The organism is Paramicrobacterium chengjingii (assembly GCF_011751765.2).
Classification (GTDB): domain Bacteria; phylum Actinomycetota; class Actinomycetes; order Actinomycetales; family Microbacteriaceae; genus Paramicrobacterium; species Paramicrobacterium chengjingii.
This window is the reverse complement of sequence record NZ_CP061169.1, coordinates 2,173,388-2,192,335: the sequence shown is the minus strand read 5'-3', so window position 1 is coordinate 2,192,335 and position 18,948 is coordinate 2,173,388. Positions and strand designations below refer to the sequence as shown.

Annotated in this window: 17 protein-coding genes; 10 read left to right on the top strand and 7 right to left on the bottom strand. The window is 62.0% G+C overall.

Annotation, left to right across the window (positions count from 1 at the left end; genetic code table 11):
• Positions 1-2 precede the first annotated feature (2 nt).
• The 3 genes from HCR76_RS10685 (at position 3) to HCR76_RS10675 (ending at position 3,057) form a co-directional block, all read left to right on the top strand.
• The gene (locus tag HCR76_RS10685) at positions 3-1,022 is read left to right on the top strand and encodes a stage II sporulation protein M (protein ID WP_166992264.1); all 1,020 of its coding nucleotides are present in this window, start codon (positions 3-5) and stop codon (positions 1,020-1,022) included.
• Between the two features lie 74 nt (positions 1,023-1,096).
• Positions 1,097-1,522, top strand: a complete 426-nt coding sequence (locus HCR76_RS10680; RefSeq protein ID WP_166992635.1) for a Fur family transcriptional regulator — start codon at positions 1,097-1,099, stop codon at positions 1,520-1,522.
• 65 nt (positions 1,523-1,587) lie between these two features.
• On the top strand, positions 1,588-3,057 hold the full coding sequence (locus HCR76_RS10675) for a catalase (protein ID WP_166992267.1): 1,470 nt from the start codon (positions 1,588-1,590) through the stop codon (positions 3,055-3,057).
• 53 nt (positions 3,058-3,110) lie between these two features.
• Here HCR76_RS10675 and HCR76_RS10670 read toward each other — a convergent pair whose 3' ends face one another.
• Genes HCR76_RS10670 through HCR76_RS10650 form a run of 5 tightly spaced genes read right to left on the bottom strand, consistent with a single transcriptional unit; the run spans position 3,111 to position 8,566 of the window.
• Positions 3,111-4,418 (bottom strand): DUF58 domain-containing protein, encoded by a 1,308-nt coding sequence (locus HCR76_RS10670; protein ID WP_166992269.1) that lies wholly within the window; start codon positions 4,416-4,418, stop codon positions 3,111-3,113.
• Between the two features lie 2 nt (positions 4,419-4,420).
• Positions 4,421-5,422, bottom strand: a complete 1,002-nt coding sequence (locus tag HCR76_RS10665; protein ID WP_166992272.1) for an AAA family ATPase — start codon at positions 5,420-5,422, stop codon at positions 4,421-4,423.
• Positions 5,423-5,424: 2 nt separating this feature from the next.
• The gene (locus HCR76_RS10660) at positions 5,425-6,615 is read right to left on the bottom strand and encodes a DUF4350 domain-containing protein (protein WP_166992275.1); all 1,191 of its coding nucleotides are present in this window, start codon (positions 6,613-6,615) and stop codon (positions 5,425-5,427) included.
• A complete protein-coding gene (locus HCR76_RS10655; RefSeq protein ID WP_166992278.1) occupies positions 6,612-7,274 on the bottom strand; it encodes a DUF4129 domain-containing protein in 663 nt (220 codons plus the stop codon). Before HCR76_RS10655 ends, HCR76_RS10660 begins: the two co-directional genes overlap by 4 nt.
• Positions 7,271-8,566 (bottom strand): hypothetical protein, encoded by a 1,296-nt coding sequence (locus tag HCR76_RS10650; protein ID WP_166992281.1) that lies wholly within the window; start codon positions 8,564-8,566, stop codon positions 7,271-7,273. Before HCR76_RS10650 ends, HCR76_RS10655 begins: the two co-directional genes overlap by 4 nt.
• Before the next feature lie 168 nt (positions 8,567-8,734).
• On the opposite strand from HCR76_RS10650, the gene mtrA reads away from it, so the two are divergent.
• The 6 genes from mtrA (at position 8,735) to secA (ending at position 17,298) form a co-directional block, all read left to right on the top strand.
• Positions 8,735-9,418, top strand: coding sequence for an MtrAB system response regulator MtrA (gene mtrA, locus HCR76_RS10645; RefSeq protein WP_166992284.1), 684 nt, complete (start codon positions 8,735-8,737; stop codon positions 9,416-9,418).
• 3 nt (positions 9,419-9,421) lie between these two features.
• Positions 9,422-11,056 (top strand): MtrAB system histidine kinase MtrB, encoded by a 1,635-nt coding sequence (gene mtrB, locus HCR76_RS10640; protein ID WP_166992287.1) that lies wholly within the window; start codon positions 9,422-9,424, stop codon positions 11,054-11,056.
• Positions 11,053-12,729, top strand: coding sequence for an LpqB family beta-propeller domain-containing protein (locus HCR76_RS10635; RefSeq protein ID WP_166992290.1), 1,677 nt, complete (start codon positions 11,053-11,055; stop codon positions 12,727-12,729). Before mtrB ends, HCR76_RS10635 begins: the two co-directional genes overlap by 4 nt.
• A gap of 88 nt (positions 12,730-12,817) precedes the next feature.
• Entirely contained in the window at positions 12,818-13,558 is a 741-nt protein-coding gene (locus HCR76_RS10630; RefSeq protein WP_166992293.1) for a ComF family protein, read from the top strand.
• A gap of 62 nt (positions 13,559-13,620) precedes the next feature.
• A complete protein-coding gene (gene hpf / locus HCR76_RS10625; protein ID WP_166992638.1) occupies positions 13,621-14,277 on the top strand; it encodes a ribosome hibernation-promoting factor, HPF/YfiA family in 657 nt (218 codons plus the stop codon).
• 165 nt (positions 14,278-14,442) lie between these two features.
• Complete coding sequence (gene secA, locus HCR76_RS10620; RefSeq protein WP_166992296.1) at positions 14,443-17,298, top strand: preprotein translocase subunit SecA; 2,856 nt, start codon at positions 14,443-14,445, stop codon at positions 17,296-17,298.
• A 6-nt stretch (positions 17,299-17,304) separates the two neighbouring features.
• On the opposite strand, the gene HCR76_RS10615 is transcribed toward secA, so the two are convergent.
• A complete protein-coding gene (locus HCR76_RS10615) occupies positions 17,305-17,769 on the bottom strand; it encodes an Rv3235 family protein (RefSeq protein WP_244971372.1) in 465 nt (154 codons plus the stop codon).
• A 208-nt stretch (positions 17,770-17,977) separates the two neighbouring features.
• Here HCR76_RS10615 and HCR76_RS10610 point away from each other — a divergent pair, with 208 nt between their 5' ends.
• Entirely contained in the window at positions 17,978-18,592 is a 615-nt protein-coding gene (locus tag HCR76_RS10610; RefSeq protein WP_166992299.1) for a hypothetical protein, read from the top strand.
• Positions 18,593-18,600: 8 nt separating this feature from the next.
• Here the strand turns inward: HCR76_RS10610 and HCR76_RS10605 are convergent, their stop codons facing one another.
• Positions 18,601-18,879 carry a helix-turn-helix domain-containing protein gene (locus HCR76_RS10605; protein ID WP_166992302.1) on the bottom strand — a complete coding sequence of 93 codons (279 nt, stop codon included), beginning with the start codon at positions 18,877-18,879 and terminating at the stop codon, positions 18,601-18,603.
• Positions 18,880-18,948 lie beyond the last annotated feature (69 nt).

The window sequence follows — 18,948 nt, the reverse complement described above, 5'->3', positions numbered from 1 at the left end:
AGATGGACCTTGACGCCTACACCGAAGCCCACCGTTCCGACTGGGAACGGCTTGACGAGCTTTCGCGCACACCACGACTCACCGGTACGCAGTCCGATGAGCTGATCACGCGCTACCAGGGGGCGGCAGCACAGCTGTCTGCGATCAAGACGACGGCGGGATCAACAGCTGTGGGGGATCGCCTCAGCGTCTTGCTCTCGAGAGTTCGGCTTCGCTTCACCGGGGCCTCGGGTAACGCACTGTCGCAGTTGCCGCGCTTCTTTCTGTTGCAGCTACCCGCTGCCCTGTACCGGCTTCGGTGGCTGACATTGGCCGTGACCGCAGCGACGGTGTTGATCGCTCTGGCATTCGGCGTCTGGGCATCGCAGGACCCTCGCGTGCTCGCTAACCTCGGCAGTGAATCCGATCTTTCGTCGCTCGCGCACGATCAATTCGTTTCTTACTACTCCGAGAACCCTGCTGCGTCGTTTGCTGGACGTGTTTGGACGAACAACGCGTGGATCGCTGCGCAGTGCATCGCGTTCGGCATCACGGGAGTCTGGGTTCCCTATGTCGTACTGCAGAATGCTCAGAACCTTGGCATCACGGGGGCTGTCATGTTCGCCTATGACAAGGGCGACGTCTTCTTCCTCTTTATTGCCCCGCACGGTCAGCTTGAAATGACCTGCATCTTCGTGGCTGCCGCCGCCGGTCTGCGGATCTTCTGGTCGTGGATTGCGCCGGGAAGACGCACCCGACTCGACTCGATCGCTCACGAGGGGCGAAGCCTGATCACTGTCGTCGTGGGGTTGATCATTGCGCTCTTCATGTCGGGCATCGTCGAGGGCTTCGTGACACCGTGGCCGCTGCAGGAACAGATTAACCCGACGCTCGGGTGGACGATCAAGATTGGAATCGGAACGCTCGCGCTCGCCGCATTCCTCACCTACATGCTCGTTGTGGGTCGCCGTGCATCGCGCGAGGGCGAAACTGGTGATCTCGACGCGTTTGAATCGGGTGCGACGACACTCACCGCGGCATAGGCGGGGCGACGGATCACTGCATCCAGTTCTTTTGACTGAGTCAAAACAAGTGTTACACTTGACCCATGCACACGATGACCGAGGCCGAGTTCAGCACAGCGCTGCGCGACGCGGGGCTCAAGGCCACGGCGCCGAGGCGGACGGTGCTGCGTGTGCTCGAAACTCGTCAGCATGCTGATGCCGCGGCGATCTTCGATGAGGTTCTTCGCGATCTTCCAGATACCTCGCTGCAAGCGATATACGGTGTGCTTTCGGCACTCACCGACGTTGGCCTCGTGCGCCGGATCGAGCCTGCAGGGTCTCCCGCTCTGTATGAGCGACGCATCGGAGACAACCACCATCACGTCGTCTGCACGCAGTGCGGCGCCGTGAGCGATGTGGACTGCGTCATCGGCGAAGCTCCGTGCCTCACGCCATCGAACACTGCAGGCTTCGCTATTTCGACCGCAGACGTCACATTCTGGGGTGTGTGTCCCGACTGCCAAGAGCAGAGGGCCTAAAACTTTCTTCCAGACGCGCGACCGACCGGTCGCGTTATCGACCATGCCTACACGCAAGGAGAAGTATGTCTGAAACACCGGTCACAACAACCACAACGGGTGCGCCGGTCGCAGCCGACGGCTACTCGCAGACCGTCGGATCCGATGGCTCGATCGCCCTCACCGACCATTACCTTGTCGAAAAGCTTGCGCAATTCAACCGTGAGCGGGTTCCTGAGCGGGTCGTTCACGCGAAGGGCGGCGGCGCTTTCGGCACCTTCGAGGCCACCGAAGACGTGAGCGCATACACACGGGCAGCAGTGTTTCAGAAGGGGACGACAACGGAGATGCTTGCACGCTTCTCTACCGTTGCCGGCGAGCAGGGATCGCCAGACACCTGGCGCGACCCTCGAGGATTCGCCCTGAAATTCTATACATCAGAGGGCAACTACGACCTCGTGGGAAACAACACTCCCGTGTTCTTCATTCGCGACGGCATCAAGTTTCCCGACTTCATTCACTCGCAGAAGCGCCTCCCCGGCATCAACACTCGCGACAACGACATGCAGTGGGACTTCTGGACCAACTCGCCCGAGTCTGCCCACCAGGTGACGTGGGTGCTCGGAGATCGCGGCCTCCCGGCATCCTGGCGAAACATGGACGGCTTCGGTTCGCACACGTATCAGTGGATCAACGCGGCAGGCGAGCGGTTCTGGGTGAAGTACCACTTCAAGACCGACCAGGGCATCAAGACGCTCTCTAATGACGAAGGCGAGCTGCTCGCAGGTCAGGACGCCGACTATCACCAGCGCGACCTGTACGAGGCGATCAACCGAGGCGACTTCCCCTCGTGGACGCTGTCAGTGCAGATCATGCCGTATGACGACGCCAAGACGTACCGATTCAACCCGTTCGACGTAACAAAGGTATGGCCGCACGCAGACTACCCGCTCATCAGGGTCGGGACTATGCAGCTCAATCGCAATGCTGAGAACTACTTCGCGCAGATCGAGCAGGCGGCTTTTGCCCCATCGAACTTCGTTCCCGGAATCGGCCCGAGCCCCGACCGGATGCTGCAGGCGCGCATCTTCAGCTACGCAGACGCCCACCGTTACCGTGTCGGTACGAACCACGCTCAACTTCCGGTGAACGCGCCAAAGGTCGAGGTCAACTCGTACTCGAAGGACGGTCAGACTCGCTACGCATTCCCGCCCTCTGACAGGCCGGTGTACGCCCCGAACTCGTTCGGTGGACCCCATGGCGATCCGCAGGCGGCCGGTGACGCAGCCGGGTTCGCCAGTGACGGCGAGCTCGTGCGCACCGCGCAGGCGTTGCGCAGTGAGGACTCCGATTTCGGGCAGGCTGGCACGCTTTACCGCGACGTTATGGATGATGCGGCGAAGGCACGCTTTCTCGACACCATCACCGGACACGTCGGTGCCGTTGTGAACGATGACATTCGCGCCCGTGCAATCCAGTACTGGAAGAACGTCGACGCCGATCTGGGTGCCGCGCTTGAAAGCCGGCTGTCAGGGGCAGAGAGCGACGCTGCGTAGGACTCGCGATAACGCGAGCGGCGCCGGGGATGCTCCCCGGCGCCGTTTTCGCGCTAGAGCCGGCCAGCTGCCTTCAACGCGATGTAGTGATCGGAGAGCGCCGGGGGTAGATCGGCAGGCGGACCCGTGACGACGTCAGCACCCTGCTGCCTGATCGCGGCTGCGACACGCGTCGTATCGAGCAGCGCCCGTTCCGCGGATGCCGCGCGATACACGTCATTGAGACGGTCACGCTGCGACACGGCCCGCACCACATCGGGATCGGTGACGCTTGCAACGACGACCGTGTGCTTCTGCGTCAGCTGCGGAAGCACGGAGAGCAGACCCTGTGATGCGCCCGGAGCATCGATGGACGTGAGCAGCACGACGAGAGCGCGATGCGCGGTGATGTCGCGCACCTGCGCAGGGACAGCATCCCAGTCCATCTCGATGAGCTCAGGATCGATGCCGGCCATCGTATCGACCATGCGTGACAGGAGAGTCGGGCCGTTCGCTCCCTGAACGCGCCCGCGCACACGGCGATCGTAAGCGACGAGATCAACCCTGTCGCCCGCGCGCGTCGCGAGGGCAGCGAGCAGAAGCGACGATTCGAAGGCCGTGTCGATACGCGGCTCGTTGTCGATGCGCGCCGCCGAGGTGCGCCCGGTGTCGATGACGATGACGACACGTCGATCTCGCTCAGGACGCCACGTGCGCACAACCAGGTCTTGGCGGCGCGCCGTCGCACGCCAGTCGATGGATCGTACGTCATCGCCGCGCACATACTCTCGCAACGAGTCGAACTCAGTGCCCTGGCCGCGCACCATGACGGCGCTTGAACCGTCGAGCTCGCGCAAACGGGCGAGCCGACTGGGCAGGTGCTTGCGTGCGTTGAACGGCGGCAGCACCCGAACGCGCCCTGGCACGTCAAGCGTCGCCTGCCGAGCCCCGAGGCGAAGCGGGCCGAACGAGCGGACGATGATCAGCGCGCTCGTGCGGTCACCGCGGCGAAATGGAGTAAGAGTCTGGCTGATGGATCGCCGCTCGCCCGGAGGAAGACGAAGTCGCCGACGTGTCGGTGTCGCGACAGCCGACGGTTGCCAGGCGTCGCGAACGAGGGCCCGTACGGTGCGTCGTCCTGCATTCGTGACGAACAGTGAGCTCGTGACTGTCTCACCGAGCCGCACACGGTCGGGAAGATCTCGATAAATGCTCAGGCGTCGCGGGGATCCGGCGAGCACAACGTCGAGCACAAGCAACAGCACGCAGAACGCGAGCCACCCGACGAACGGCGCCCATCCGTTTCCCGTCGCCTCGCCGATCGCGATGATGGGAAGCACACCGATCGCGACAAGCGCAACGAACCACCCGGTGACCGCCATCGTTAGAACGGCACCTGCACCTGTTGCATGACAGACGTCAGAATCGCGTCGACAGAGACGCCCTCGAGCTCCGCTTCAGGTCGCAGCTGAACGCGGTGCCTCCACACAGGAAGCAGCATCGCCTGAACGTGGTCTGGCGTGATCGATGAGTACCCGGTGAGCCACGTCCACGCCTTCGTCGCTGCGAGCAACGCCGTGGTGCCGCGCGGACTCACGCCGATGCGTACCGAGGGACTCTGGCGTGTGGCCCGCGCGAGGTCGACAAGGTACGTCAAAACGGCGTCGGTGACGCCGACTGCAGAGGCGGCATCCTGTGCTGCGGTGATGTCGTCTGCCGTCAATACGGGCGTGACGCCGGCAGCAGCCAAGTCGCGAGGGTTGAAGCCGTTCGCGTGACGGCGCAGCACGTCGACCTCGGTTTCGCGCTCGGGAATGTCAAGAACCAGCTTCACAAGAAAACGGTCGAGCTGCGCCTCAGGCAGCATATACGTGCCTTCATACTCGATCGGGTTCATCGTGGCAGCGACCATGAACGGCACAGGGAGTGCGCGCGTCACGCCGTCGGCCGAGACCTGGCGCTCCTCCATTGCCTCGAGCAACGACGATTGCGTCTTCGGCGGGGTGCGGTTGATCTCGTCGGCGAGCATGATGTTCGTGAATACCGGCCCCTGCCGAAACTCGAACTCGCCGGCCTTGGCGTCGTACACAAGCGATCCCGTGACATCGCCCGGCATCAGGTCTGGAGTGAATTGAACGCGCTTCGTGTCGAGCGACAGCGAGGTGCTCAGCGAGCGCACGAGAAGTGTCTTCGCGACACCGGGAACGCCCTCGAGCAGCGCATGCCCGCGAGCGAGCAATGCGACGACGAGGCCAGTGACCGCGGCATCCTGCCCGACGACGGCCTTTGCCACCTCTGAGCGCACCTGCGCGAAACGCTGCCGCAATTCATCGTTTGCGGAATCGGGGGAGTTCTGCGGCTGCGGCGAGCCCTGCTGATTCGTCATTGTCACATTCTTCCTGTTTCATCAATTTTCGCGCGTACCCGTGCTTCAAGGTCATCCAGCGAGTCGGAGAGCGCCATGAGCTCTGCATCGGTTGCGGGCGTGTCATCGACAAGTACGCCGCGCGTGTAGTGAGGATCACGAGCAAGAGCGGATGCCGCGGCGTCGGCGACCTGCCACACCGACGCGCCCGTCGAAAGCCCCAACAGCCCCGCGATGCGGGATACCGCGCCCATACGCAACGTGTCGATGGCATGGCCCCGCGCGTTTCCTCGCTCGTACAGTCGAGCACGTCCCTCGACGGTCTCGCGCGCCGGCACGTGCACGGGAAGATTTTCGACCACGACCGGACCGAGGCGACGACCACGCCAGATCATCGCGGCGATTGCCGTGAGCGTGAGCAAAACGGTGAACGGCACAACCCACGGGGGAGTGAGCTCTCCGAGCGTCGGCGGCGCCTCTGACTCCACATCAGCGATCGTCGGTAGGTACCACACGAGCTCGTCGTGTGCGCCGAGAACGTTCAGCGCGAGAGCAGCGTTGCCGCCATGAATGATCGCGTCGTTGCTCAGCGCGCCCGGGTTTCCGAGCAACGTCAGTGACCCGCCACCGCTGTGTGGAAGCGACACAAGGCCATAGCGTTGGTCCGCAACGGGAAAGCAGCCACGGGCGTCGGGATCGTCAACGATGCGGTAGGTGTAAAGCACCTCGGTTGTCTGCGCGGCGCGGGCAGCGGGAACTGTGCACTCAGCGTCGACGAGAGCCGCATCTGCCGGTTCAGCGCCCCCGGCCCGCACTCCCGGGGCAACCGCGCGCAAGTCGGCGAAGTCCGGCGTCAGCACCACGACGTCTTCCGCTTTCTTCGTGAGCTGTGCCAGATCGCGTGCGTCGAGAAATCCGTCGGCGTCGTAGACGAAGAGTGTTGCGTTACCGGCACCGAGTGCCTTATCGGCATCCGTGGCGCTGTCAGCGACGGTCACCGAAACGCCGTGCTCTTCGAGAACCGAGACAACACCCTTGGCCCCGGACGGCGTGGCGCTGTCTGCCTGCAGCGGGCGGCTCTGAGTGTTGCCGCTTCCCGAAAGGGCAAGCGCAATCATCACGACAACCAGCGCCCCGATGCCGAACACGATCCAGAAGGCGCTGCGTTTGAGGCGCACCCCGACCGTCGGGGTCAGCGATTCCGCAACGCTCACGATACGACGACCTCCACGTTCTGAAGGTGCGGCGTCGTGCTCGAAATCTCAGCGTCGAGACGGGCGATCGTCTCGTATTGTTCGGTCGTGGCTCTGCCGTCGAGGTAGCGGACGGAGTCGAAATCGGATGCGGCCGAACGCAGGCGCTCCGCGTGCGCGGGAAAAGTGGATGCCGCGGCAGAGGCGAAGCCACCGGCCGTCGTTCCGGGCAGAACGGTGACAAGTGTTCGCTCATCGAGCCCTCGTGCAAGAGCACGGAATATCTCCAGAACCGCGGTCTCCCAGTCGCCAGTCTGCGCTGCCTGACGTGCATGGGCGCGCAGCTCTCGTGCCGTTCTCGTGTCGTCATCTCCGAAGAGTGCCGCAGCCTGTCTTCTTGCGCGGTTTCGTCTGGGTACGCCCCAGATCAGAATTGCCGCAACGACAGCAGCGACGACGAGCACGACGATGATGACGGGAACCCACGCGGCAAACGTACCGCTGCCCGGGACCACGAGCGAGAGAAACCATTCCTTGATGGCCGCTGCAATGCGGTCGATCAGGGATGGTTTCGCCGCCGTGTACTCGGGCTTCGACAGTTCTCTGACGAGCCAGTCGTATGCTTCATCCCTGCCGGGGTTCAGCGGAGGAGAGTCGTCAAGCGGCACGATGCCGATCACTGCAGCCCTCGCGGCGCAAACGGGTCGGGCACCGACGCGTCGCCGACCTGCCGTGCCTCGACGAAGCGCGTGAGCTCGATGTCGAGACCCTCGCGTCGCATGCGCAAATCAATGTAGATCAGAGCGAGAGCGCCCGACTGCACGACCGACATGATCGACCCCATCACCACCGTGATCAACAGAAGAACGACCTCGGCTATCGCGAGGAACGCGAGCGTGGCAGCTGCGTCGGAACCCGTTGGATCGAGGAGGCCGGGAACGATGCCGAACACAAGGGACAGGGGAGTGGTGATGATCTGCGAGGCGATGTTAAGAATCGCCGCGATGAGGAAGATTACGCCAAAGGTCTTCCAAAAGCTTCCCGAGGTGAGGCGCCAGGAGCGAGAGATCGCGTTCTTGAGCGTCGCGTGCTCCATCACGATCACGCTGGGCACGATGGCGAGCTTGGTGAAGATCCACACTCCAAGGGCGATGATCGCCAGCGACCCGAAAACGATGAAAAGAATGCCGATCACAAGCCCAGCACCGCCCTGAACGATGATGAGAGCGCCGATGCCGCCGACGACCCCCATCGCAACGAGTATGGACACCAAGTACAGAGCTGTCCAGCCGAGGAGCGTCCAGAATCGCGGCCACGTCGCTTTCCATACCTCGCGCATTCTCAGCTTCTCACCGAGCGTCGCCCGTGCCGTGTCTGTCACCACGACCCCTTGCAGAAATGCGGACCCGACGATGGAGACGAGAATCGGAACGATCATCGAGAGCAGAATCGTCAGCACGGCGCCCGACACGATCTCGTCTTGGTCTTGGGCGGACGCTTGGTTGATTCGAGTGAGCATGAGCGCGGTGATCACACCGGTGATGATGATCGTGAGAACGACAGTAACGCCTTGAATGATGAGTGCGCTTCCCACCGTTGTCTTCGGGTTGTGACGCAGCTCCTTGAAAGGAGCGGTCAGAAGAGCACCGAAGCTCAGCGGACGAAGGGGAATAAGGCCGGGCTTGGGCGGCGGCGCCCACGCGTTGGGAGCGCCGAATGGCTGCTGCGGCCCATACTGCGGGGGCTGCCCAGCATACTGCGGTGGCGCGTACTGCCCGTATTGCGGTGGTGGCGCCGCCCCGTACTGCCCATACTGCGGTGGCGCGTATTGGCCGTACTGCGGCGGAGGCTGATGCCCGTCTGCTGCGTCACTTTCGGGATGCTCCGGGTCGTGACCCTGAGCGCGATTCGCATCCGACGGGGTACCCGCTGAATTACCGGACGGCGAGTGCCATGACCCGTTATCGCTCACTCGTTCGCGCCCCCTTCAGACCGTGGCGAGACACTTGCAGAGTTCTACTCTGTCACACGGTGCGATGTCTCGCGCGTTTCAACGGCGGGCTTGGAGGCAAGCGTCAGATAGCCTGGTGGAACGCGGGTCGGGACGCCATCCGTGTACACAGAAACGAGAACGAGACGAATGAACCCACGAATTCTTGTTGTCGACGATGACACAGCTCTCGCGGAGATGATCGGCATCGTGCTGAGATCCGAAGAATACGAGCCGATCTTCTGCTCAGACGGTGCATCAGCGCTCGCTGAGTTCCGGCAGGAGAAACCCGATCTCGTACTGCTCGACCTCATGCTTCCCGGTATCGACGGCATTGAGGTCTGCACGCAGATCAGGCAGGATTCCGGCGTGCCCATCATCATGCTCACCGCGAAGTCAGACACGGCAGATGTCGTGCGCGGGCTGGAGTCGGGCGCCGACGATTACATTGTCAAGCCGTTCAACCCGAAAGAACTCGTCGCTCGAATCCGAACACGCCTGCGCCCGGCATCCGAATCGACTCAAGAGGCTCTGGAGATTGCCGACTTGAGCGTCGATGTTGCCGGGCACGAAGTGCGGAGGGGCGACAAAAAGATCAACCTCACGCCTCTCGAGTTCGACCTTCTGCTCACCCTTGCGTCGAAACCGCAGCAGGTTTTCACACGGGAGATGCTTCTTGAGCAAGTCTGGGGTTATCACTACAAGGCCGACACGCGACTCGTGAACGTGCACGTGCAGCGTCTGCGCGCCAAGATCGAGCACGATCCCGACAACCCACGAATCGTGACAACGGTGCGAGGAGTCGGCTATCGGGCAGGCGCCTCAGGCTCGTAGACCATGAGCTCACCGCTGTCGGTTGCGGAGCTGGGGCTTTCGCAGGTGCGCACGTGGCCCGGCCGCGTGCGTGAACTGTGGCGTAGGTCACTGCGGTTCAGAACCGTATCGATCACCGTGGGGCTCACTCTCGTCGCCGTGCTCGCGTCGGGGGTGTACATGTCGATCAGCGTTCGCAACGACCTCTTCTCGTCTCGGTTGAGCCAGGTTCTCGATGACTCGGGACGCACGATGAGCTCGGTGCAGCGCCTCTTCGAGTCGGCAGACATCAATGACCGTGTGGCTATCACAACGGTGATGAACACCGTGCGAAACCAGCTCGCTGCCACGTCATCGAGCCAGCTCATTGCGGGCTATCGGGCTCCCGGCCAGGAATACAATCCATACGCGCCGCAGGGCTTTCGCAGCTCGGAGCTCGCTGGCGGCGTTTTGACTCCCGACCTGCGAAACGTTGTGCAGGATGGCATCGGCGAGCAGTGGTGGCAATCGGTGACGCTTAAAGGGGCGAGCGGCGAAGTCCCCGGTGTCATCGTCGGGCAGCTCGTCGATGTTCCGGGCGCTGGCCAATATGAGTTCTACATTGCCTTCGATCTCAGTGACTCCGAGCGCACTCTGCAATTTCTGCAGCAGACGATGCTCATCGTCGGGTTTGCGCTGCTGCTGCTCGTCGGGGCTGTCGCCTGGGTTGTCGTGCGTCTCGTCGTCGAGCCCATCACGATCGCAGCCGAGACCAGTCAGCGGCTTGCCGACGGTGACTTGGGCGTGCGAATTCGCGAGACGGGAGCAGACGAGCTTGCGACGCTCGCTCGGTCGTTCAACGGGATGGCGGACTCGTTGCAGCAGCGCATTCGCGAACTGGCCGACCTGTCTCTCGTGCAGCAGCGTTTCGTTTCTGACGTGTCACACGAGCTTCGCACTCCGCTGACAACCATTCGTCTCGCCGACGATGTCATATACGACCAGCGCCACTCCTTCGCACCAGCAACCACACGTACGGCCGAGTTGCTGCACACACAGGTCGAAAGGTTCGAGTTGTTGCTTGACGATCTGCTGGAAATTAGCCGCTATGACGCGGGTTCTGTTCAATTGGAGCTCGAGCCGACGAATCTCGCCACCCTTGCACAAGACTGCATTGACGGAATGGAAGCGCTCGCCGCGGAGCGAGGAACCGATATTCGTCTTGTCGCTCCGGGCGGTCATAACCAAGTGGAGATGGACCCTCGGCGCATCAGGCGCATCGTGAGGAATCTGATCGGCAACGCCATTGAGCACGGCGAAGGCGGCCCGATTGTGGTCACCGTCGACAGCAACGCGGATGCTGTCGCACTCACCGTGCGCGACTACGGCCTTGGCATGAGCGAAGCTGACGCCGAGCACGTCTTCGACCGCTTCTGGCGCGCGGATCCCTCCCGACGTCGAACGATCGGTGGCACAGGGCTTGGACTCGCAATTTCAACGGAAGACGCCAGCCTGCACGGCGGAGAGATTGACGTCTGGTCGCGTCCCGCCGCAGGCAGCAATTTTCGGCTCACACTGCCGCGAACGCCGGGCGGAGCTGTCATGTCGTACCCACTCGACCGAGTACCTGACGACGCAGACGGTTCCGGTCCGCCGATTCGACAGGGGGATGACGCATGAGACGAACCACGTCAGTCATCTCGCTCGCGGTGATCGCGGCGCTTCTCGCAGGATGTGCCGGAATTCCGCGTAGTGGGAGCGTTCGCGAGGGAAACCCCGTGGGGGAAGACGATGACAACGCAAACGATGTCACGTTGATCGCCGATGCTCCCGTGCCTGGTGCCTCGCAGGAGGACCTGCTTAAGGGGTTCATCGCGGCAGCATCCAGCCCTCTCAATAATTATGCGGTCGCCCGTGAATACTTGGCACCGGATGTTCGGCTCGATTGGAACCCGGATGCCTCGGTGACGCTCGATGATCCTGGTGAGCGACAGTTTGACAGGCAGTCAGACGCGACGATCGATGTCGCCGTTGAGGCGACCGCTCTCGTTGACAACACCGGAGTGTACTCGGAACGGACGACCGGCGGACTCGTTCACCAGAGCTACACGTTCGTCAAGGTCAGCGGCGAATGGCGCATTGCGGAGGCTCCCAACGGCATCCTTCTGGAAGAGTCTCTCTTCGAGACTGTATTCGACCAGCATGCGCTGCGCTTCTTCAATCCGCAGTGGACGTCACTCGTGCCCGACCTGCGTTGGTTTCCCTCGGGAAGCTCGTCGGCAACTCGAATCGTCACTGAATTGCTCAAAGGGCCGAGCGAGTGGCTCGCGCAATCGGTGACGACGGCGTTCCCTGACGGAACCCGGCTTGCGCGCAGCTCCGTACCCGTCACAGATGGAAAAGCGCAGGTCGACCTCAGCCGTGATGCGCTCACGGCCGACGATTCGGCCCGAAAACGGATGAAAGCGCAGCTTGTCGCCAGTCTTGAGAATGTTGCCGGTGCTGGCATCGTCACTGTTCTCTTCGACGGGCAGCCGATGGATATTCCGTCATTGACGGTGCGTGAGCCCCGAGTTGATTCACGACCCCTCATCATGACCGATGAGGGCTTCGGCTACGCGTCAGGCAAGGGCATCGAGACGATTTCCGGAATCTCGCCCGCCGTCGAAGAGCTGAATGCCACGGCGGCGGTGATCAACAGTGAGAACACACAGATCGCTGTCCGCGGGGAGGACGGCGTGTATTCCGTGATCTCGGGCAATGACCCGGTGCTCGTGGACAATCGTGATGGCCTGATCGCTCCGACCCTTGATGACTCGGGGTATGTCTGGACGGTACCTGCCGGTCAACCAGGAAAGGTGCAGGTGCACGATGAGTCCGGCGCGGCCTTTGAGCTGCAGACGTCCTGGCCTGAAGCGTCGTCGATCGCCTCTCTCGAGCTCTCTCGCGACGGCACGCGCATCGTCGCACTCATCAATTCCGGTGATTCCCCCCAGTTGCTGCTCGCCGGGGTGCGCAGAGGAACTGGCGGGGTACCGACGTCGATCAGCGAGACCGTGCGATTTCCGGTCGCGTCAGGAACCCCGAGATCGGCCACGTGGGTCGATGACCAGACCGTCGCGGTGCTCACGAGCGGCACAACCGACGTGGTCCAGCTGATCGAGCTGGGCGGGCCGTCGGCAAATATTGGGCCAGTGGAAGCGGCGGTGGAACTCGTCGGGAGCAACGGTGCGGAGGCGCTCAGAGCCTTCACAAGCGATGGCGAGCTTTTCGCCAGACGAGGCACCGGATGGCAGGTGTCCCGTGAGGGAGTGGCGTTCATCGCAACGCAGATCGGGACGCCCGCAAGCTGAGGCGTCCACAGGCGGTGAGCGTGCAGCGGCTGTCCCCACTTTGCTCCGGACGTTTGCTCACCGACGGGGCGAAGGCAAGGCTAGGGCGATGCCACGTCACCGAGGTCGAGCATGGGGGCCCTCACTTGCACACTTTTGTCTCTCACACGGGCGACGCGTCGTTCGCGAGACGGTGGCATTTCTCGCCCCCGTCACCTGCGCCGGATGCGGTGAGAACGACGTCAGCGTGTGCGTTGTCTGCCGAGACGCTCTGAGCAGGGGCATCCTGACGCGCACGATTGACGGTGTGAGGGTGTACAGCGCCGCGCAGTACTCAGGGTGTGTGAAACGACTGCTGCTCGCCGTCAAACGCGACGGACGTGTCGATGCCGCCTCCGCCCTTGGCAGCGCACTTCACGCGGCCGTCTGCGCGGCGCTCGACGATGCTGAGGGCCAGGGAATCGACATCGCTGCAGTTCCCGCTTCGCTGCGATCTCGTCGGCGCCGTGGATTCGTACCCGTCGACCTGATTGTGCGGCGAGCCGGCTTCGCGCGCTCGCGGGTGCTCGCGTGGAGACGACGGCCGCGTGACCAGATTGGTCTCGGACGCGCACAGCGAACGGAAAACCTCACAAGTGCCATCAGGTCGAAGAATGTGAGTGGCAGACGATTCATCGTCGTTGACGATGTTGTGACAAGCGGCGCGACGCTGTCGGAGTGCATTCGGGCTCTGAGGCAGGCCGGTGGTGAGATCGTTGCATGTGCCACCGTTGCGTCGACCCCGCTGCGTCTCGCCACGCCCGGTTCAGATCAGAGCGTGACAAGGTCGAGCCCTGGGGCTACGGTGTAGGAAAAGGCGTGAAAGGATCGCCCGGAAAACCAGGCGACCTCGCGCCGGATCCGGAGGTCGCCGTGGAAATTAACATCGTCGGAATTGGCCTGGGAGTCACCGATCGCTTTCGTGATTATGTGGAAGAGAAATCAGAGAAGATCACCCACATCACGGATCGAATGATCGCGTTCGAGGTCAAAGTAAGCCGCCACAACGACAAGAGCGGAAAGAACGGTGATGACCGCGTCGAGTTGACGCTCATCGGACCGGGCCCCCTCGTGAGGGCAGAGGCTACAGGCGGTGACAAATACAACGCGTTCGATATTGCGATTGACAAGATGCTCGAGCGAATACGCCGGGCAAAAGAGCGCAGGCAGGCGCGTCGAGGCAAGAAGCGTACATCACTACACGCTGCGGCGACGAGCGAATTCGCTGTGGTCGGACTGCAGCCGGCGCCCGCAGAGGTGATTGAGCGGGTCAGCGCTGGTGAGTCTCCCGTCGACGATGTTGAAAGCGAGGAGCAGTACTCACCCGTCGTCATCAGGCAGAAGACCTTCCCTGCGGAATGGATGACCGTCGACGACGCGGTGGATCGCATGGAGCTGGTCGGGCACGACTTCTTCCTGTTCATCGATGCCCGCACTGATCGCCCGAGCGTTGTGTACCGGCGCAAGGGCTGGGATTACGGTGTGATCGAACTGTCGGAGGAAGCTGAGGCCGAGGCAAACAGAGCTTAAGCGCCCGGAGGCGGCCTGGCGATGCCCGTGTCGGGGCACGCCCGGCCGCCTTTCTTCAGCCCGCACCAAGCGGTGGGTCGCTAACATAGGTACGATCGACCCCGGCCCGATCGAACGAGACGGGACCTGGCGCCTCGAGCGCCGTGAACAAAGTGGAGTGCATTCGTGGCCTCAGTATTGGAAAAGGCCCTTCGCGTCGGCGAAGGACGAACCCTCAAGCGCCTGAAGAACTATGCGAAAGCCGTCAGCGCACTGGAAGACGACTTCGCCGAACTCAGCGACGAGGAACTCAAAAACGAGACAGCGGAGCTTCGCGAACGGTACGAGAATGGTGAGAAGCTCGACCATCTGCTGCCCGAGGCTTTTGCCGCGGTCAGAGAAGCCTCAAAGCGCACGTTGGGCATGCGGCCATTCGACGTTCAGGTCATGGGTGGCGCGGCACTTCATCTCGGCAACATTGCCGAGATGAAGACGGGTGAGGGTAAGACTCTTGTCGCAACGCTTCCCGCGTACCTCAACGCCATCACGGGCAGGGGCGTGCACGTCATCACGGTCAACGACTATCTTGCCAGTTACCAGTCTGAGCTGATGGGGCGCGTGTTTCGCGCACTCGGAATGACAACGGGCGTCGTCGTCTCAGGCCAGACCCCCGATGTACGCCGCAAACAGTACCTCGCAGACATCACCTACGGAACGAACAACGAATTCGGCTTCGATTATCTGCGTGACAACATGGCGTGGCAGAAGGACGGGATGGTGCAGCGTGACCATTACTTCGTCATCATCGACGAGGTCGACTCCATCCTCATTGATGAGGCACGCACGCCTCTGATCATCTCGGGTCCGTCATCAGGTGAGGCAAACAGGTGGTTCACCGAGTTTGCGCGCATAGCCCAGGGCCTTGTCGCCGGCGAAGACTACGAGGTTGATGAGAAGAAGCGCACAGTCGGCGTACTCGAGCCCGGTATCGAAAAGGTCGAGGACCATCTCGGAATCGACAACCTTTACGAGTCTGCGAATACCCCTCTCATCTCCTTCCTCAATAACGCCATCAAGGCGACCGCGTTGTTCAAGAAGGACAAGGATTACGTCGTGATGAACGGCGAGGTCATGATTGTTGACGAGCACACCGGTCGTATTCTCGTTGGACGTCGCTACAACGAGGGCGTTCACCAGGCGATCGAGGCCAAAGAGGGCGTCACGGTGAAGGCAGAGAACCAGACGCTCGCTACGGTCACACTGCAGAACTATTTCCGTATGTACGACAAGATGGCGGGAATGACCGGTACGGCCGAGACCGAGGCCGCCGAGTTCATGTCGACGTACAAACTCGGTGTCGTGAACATCCCCACGAATAAGCCGATGCAGCGCATCGATCAATCTGATCTGGTGTACAAGACGGAAGAAGCGAAGTTCGCGCACGTCGTCGACGACATCGCGGAGCGAAACGAAGCCGGTCAGCCGGTGCTTATCGGAACGACAAGCGTCGAGAAGAGCGAATACCTCTCTCGCCTCCTCGCGAAGAAGGGGATCAGGCACGAGGTTCTGAACGCCAAGAACCACGCGCGTGAGGCATCCATCGTTGCTCAGGCGGGCCGCCTCGGCGCGGTCACCGTCGCAACGAACATGGCTGGACGCGGCACCGACGTCATGCTCGGCGGTAACGCCGAGTTTCTGGCCGTCCAGAAGATGAGCGAACTGGGATTGTCGACAACTGAGACTCCCGATGAGTACGAAGAGACCTGGGACGACGTCTACAACGAGGTGAAAGTCGAGGTGCAGACCGAGGCCGATAAGGTGATCGAGGCCGGAGGACTCTACGTTTTGGGCACAGAGCGTCACGAATCCCGACGCATCGACAATCAGCTTCGTGGCCGCTCAGGGCGCCAGGGAGATCCAGGCGAGAGCCGTTTCTACCTGTCGTTGCAAGATGATTTGATGCGCCTGTTCAACTCCGGCGCTGCAGAGAGCCTGATGTCCCGTGGTGTGCCGGACGACGTCGCCATCGAATCGAAGGTCGTGAGCCGTGCCATTCGTTCGGCACAGTCACAGGTGGAGTCTCGTAACGCAGAGATCCGCAAGAACGTGCTGAAGTACGACGACGTGCTCAACCGCCAGCGCGAGACGGTGTACACCGATCGACGGCAGATTCTCGAAGGCGACGACCTTCAAGAGCGCGTGCGGGTCTTTCTCGAAGACGTCGTCACCGAAGTGCTCGACGAGCACATCGGCGAGGGCAATGGAGACGATTGGGACTTCGATGCGCTGTGGGTGGAGCTCAAGACCCTGTACCCGATTGCTCTCACCGTCGACGAGGTCGTTCAGGAAGCGGGTTCGAAGGGGCGTGTCAATCGAGCATTCGTGCAACGTGAAATTCTGTCAGATGCCAAGCTCGCCTACGAGCGTCGTGAGGAGCAACTCGGCTCCGATGCCATGCGTGAACTTGAGCGTCGAGTCGTGCTTCAGGTGATCGACCGCCGGTGGAGGGACCACCTGTACGAGATGGATTACCTGAAGGACGGCATCGGGCTGCGCGCTATGGCGCAACGTGACCCCCTTGTGGAGTACCAGCGTGAGGGTTTTTCCTTGTTCCAGCAGATGATGGGACAGATTCGCGAAGAATCCGTTGGATACCTGTTCAACCTTGACGTCGAGGTGTCTCGACCAGACGATGCCGAGGGCGAGGTCGGTCCTGTGATCGTTGCGAAGGGGCTTGCTCGCCCCGACGGCGAGACAGAGAAGCTCAGCTACTCGGCAGCCAATGAGGAGGGCGACGTCGAGGTTCGCAATCAGCGTGGGCAAATCGAGAAGGGCGCGACAGGCAAGGCACAGCGTATGGCCCGAGGTGCGACAAACGGCGCAACGAAGGCAAACGCAGCCCGTCAGACGCGCCCTGTGGCCACACCTCAGAAGAAAAAGCCAGCCCAGCGAGGGGCGTTCGGCCAGACGGCTTCCGACGACGATGCCAAACCTGCACCGGCGAACCGCGCGCAGAGGCGTTCGCAGCAGAAAAAGAAGTAGACGCTCTTAGAGGACGCCGATCGACGTCGCGCGCCAGCGGTGATCAATTCCCTCGAGTCGGATCGCAACGGCTCGCGCACGGGTGCGCCCGACCTGCACCATGATCACCGCTTCACACACGTCGTCGACAGGCGACTGAACATGAACCGTTCCCACGTGCACAACAGGGCGCACAGCGTTTTGCCCCTTCAGCGTTCGGGCTCGGGCAGTGATGACTGTCTGCTTCACGAGCGTCGTGTACACATCTTCACTGATCCAGCGGGAGAGCTGTTCAAGGTTGCGGGCTCCCGCGATCACTTCGATGACGCTGCGTGTGAGATTGACCAGAAGGGGCTCAGGATCGGGAAGGTCAGTCGCACTCGTTCGGAGAAACGTGAACTCGCTGTCGGGATCGGCGATGCCGCACCGCGCGGGACGGGCAGGCGGAGCGAGCGAATGGTCGTCGGATCGTGCGACATTGCCTTCACTCATCTTTGCTCCGCCCAGGCCGTGAAGCGGCCCTGGCTGGGCCGCATTGCCGTTGCGGGTCCATGAGACCCACCGCTGAGTGCCCCCCCGGTGGGGGTCAGAACTCATGGTTAGACACTCAACCAGGTACCGCGTGAACTTGTAAACCCCTTTTTTCCAATCTGTGGATAACTCGGCGATCGTCTGCGGGGAACCGCTAGTCTCGGGCACCATGAGATGGGACAGCCTGTTCGATGATCTCGAGGGCCAGCTGGATTCGGCGTGGAGTGCCGCCGACATCGAGAGACGCGCGGAAGACGAGCGGCTTCGCATCGGCAGGCTGAGCATCCGAGATCGCGTCATCGCGTACGGTCAGAGCTCGGCAGTCGACCAGAGCACGACGAGACCGATGAAGGTGATCCTCCGCTGCGGCCGCGACCTCACGATCCAGCCTCGAACGTTCGGACGCGACTGGATCGCCGCCGACCTCATCAGGCAGCACGGCAGCGACGGAACGGCCGTCATCGCACTGGCAGCAATCACCAGCATCCTGCTGCACCCCGACGACGCCGAGCGCAGCACAGCGGAGGGCGATGGCACACTGCGCAATCCCCAGATCACTGATCGAATCGGGATGCCTTTCGTCCTGCGGGATCTCTGTCGTCGGCGTACGTACGTGACGGTGACAACATCCATATCGTCAGACGTGATCGGTGGAACACTCGACCGGGTCGCACGGGATCATGTCGACATTGCTCGTCACCCGCGCGGAACTCCGCGACGCGCCCGTGACGTGTCGCAGGTGCAGGTGGTTTCGCTATCGGCAATTGACCTCGTCGAGCTCTGAGAGCATCGTCAGCGGCGGTGTTTCGGCCCCTCGCTGATGTCTTGGATGCTTGCTGCATTCGCCTCTCGCCAGAGGCTCATTCGGCGGGTCTCTTCGTATTTCTGCTCGATGTAGTCTTCAAGCACTCGACGCTCGATGCGCCAACGCCCGGGGGAGCCCACGCTGATGGCCGGCAACTCAGCCGACTGAATCAGCTCTCGCACCTCGTCAACGGAGACATTGAGGATCTCCGATGCATCGGCCACCGTCAGGAAACGGCCGATCGACTCTGGCGAAATGTGGTCCATGACTATCGATTATGGCCACTTCACCTGAGTGAATCGTGGCCTGTGGATAACTTTCTTGGAAAGTCTGTG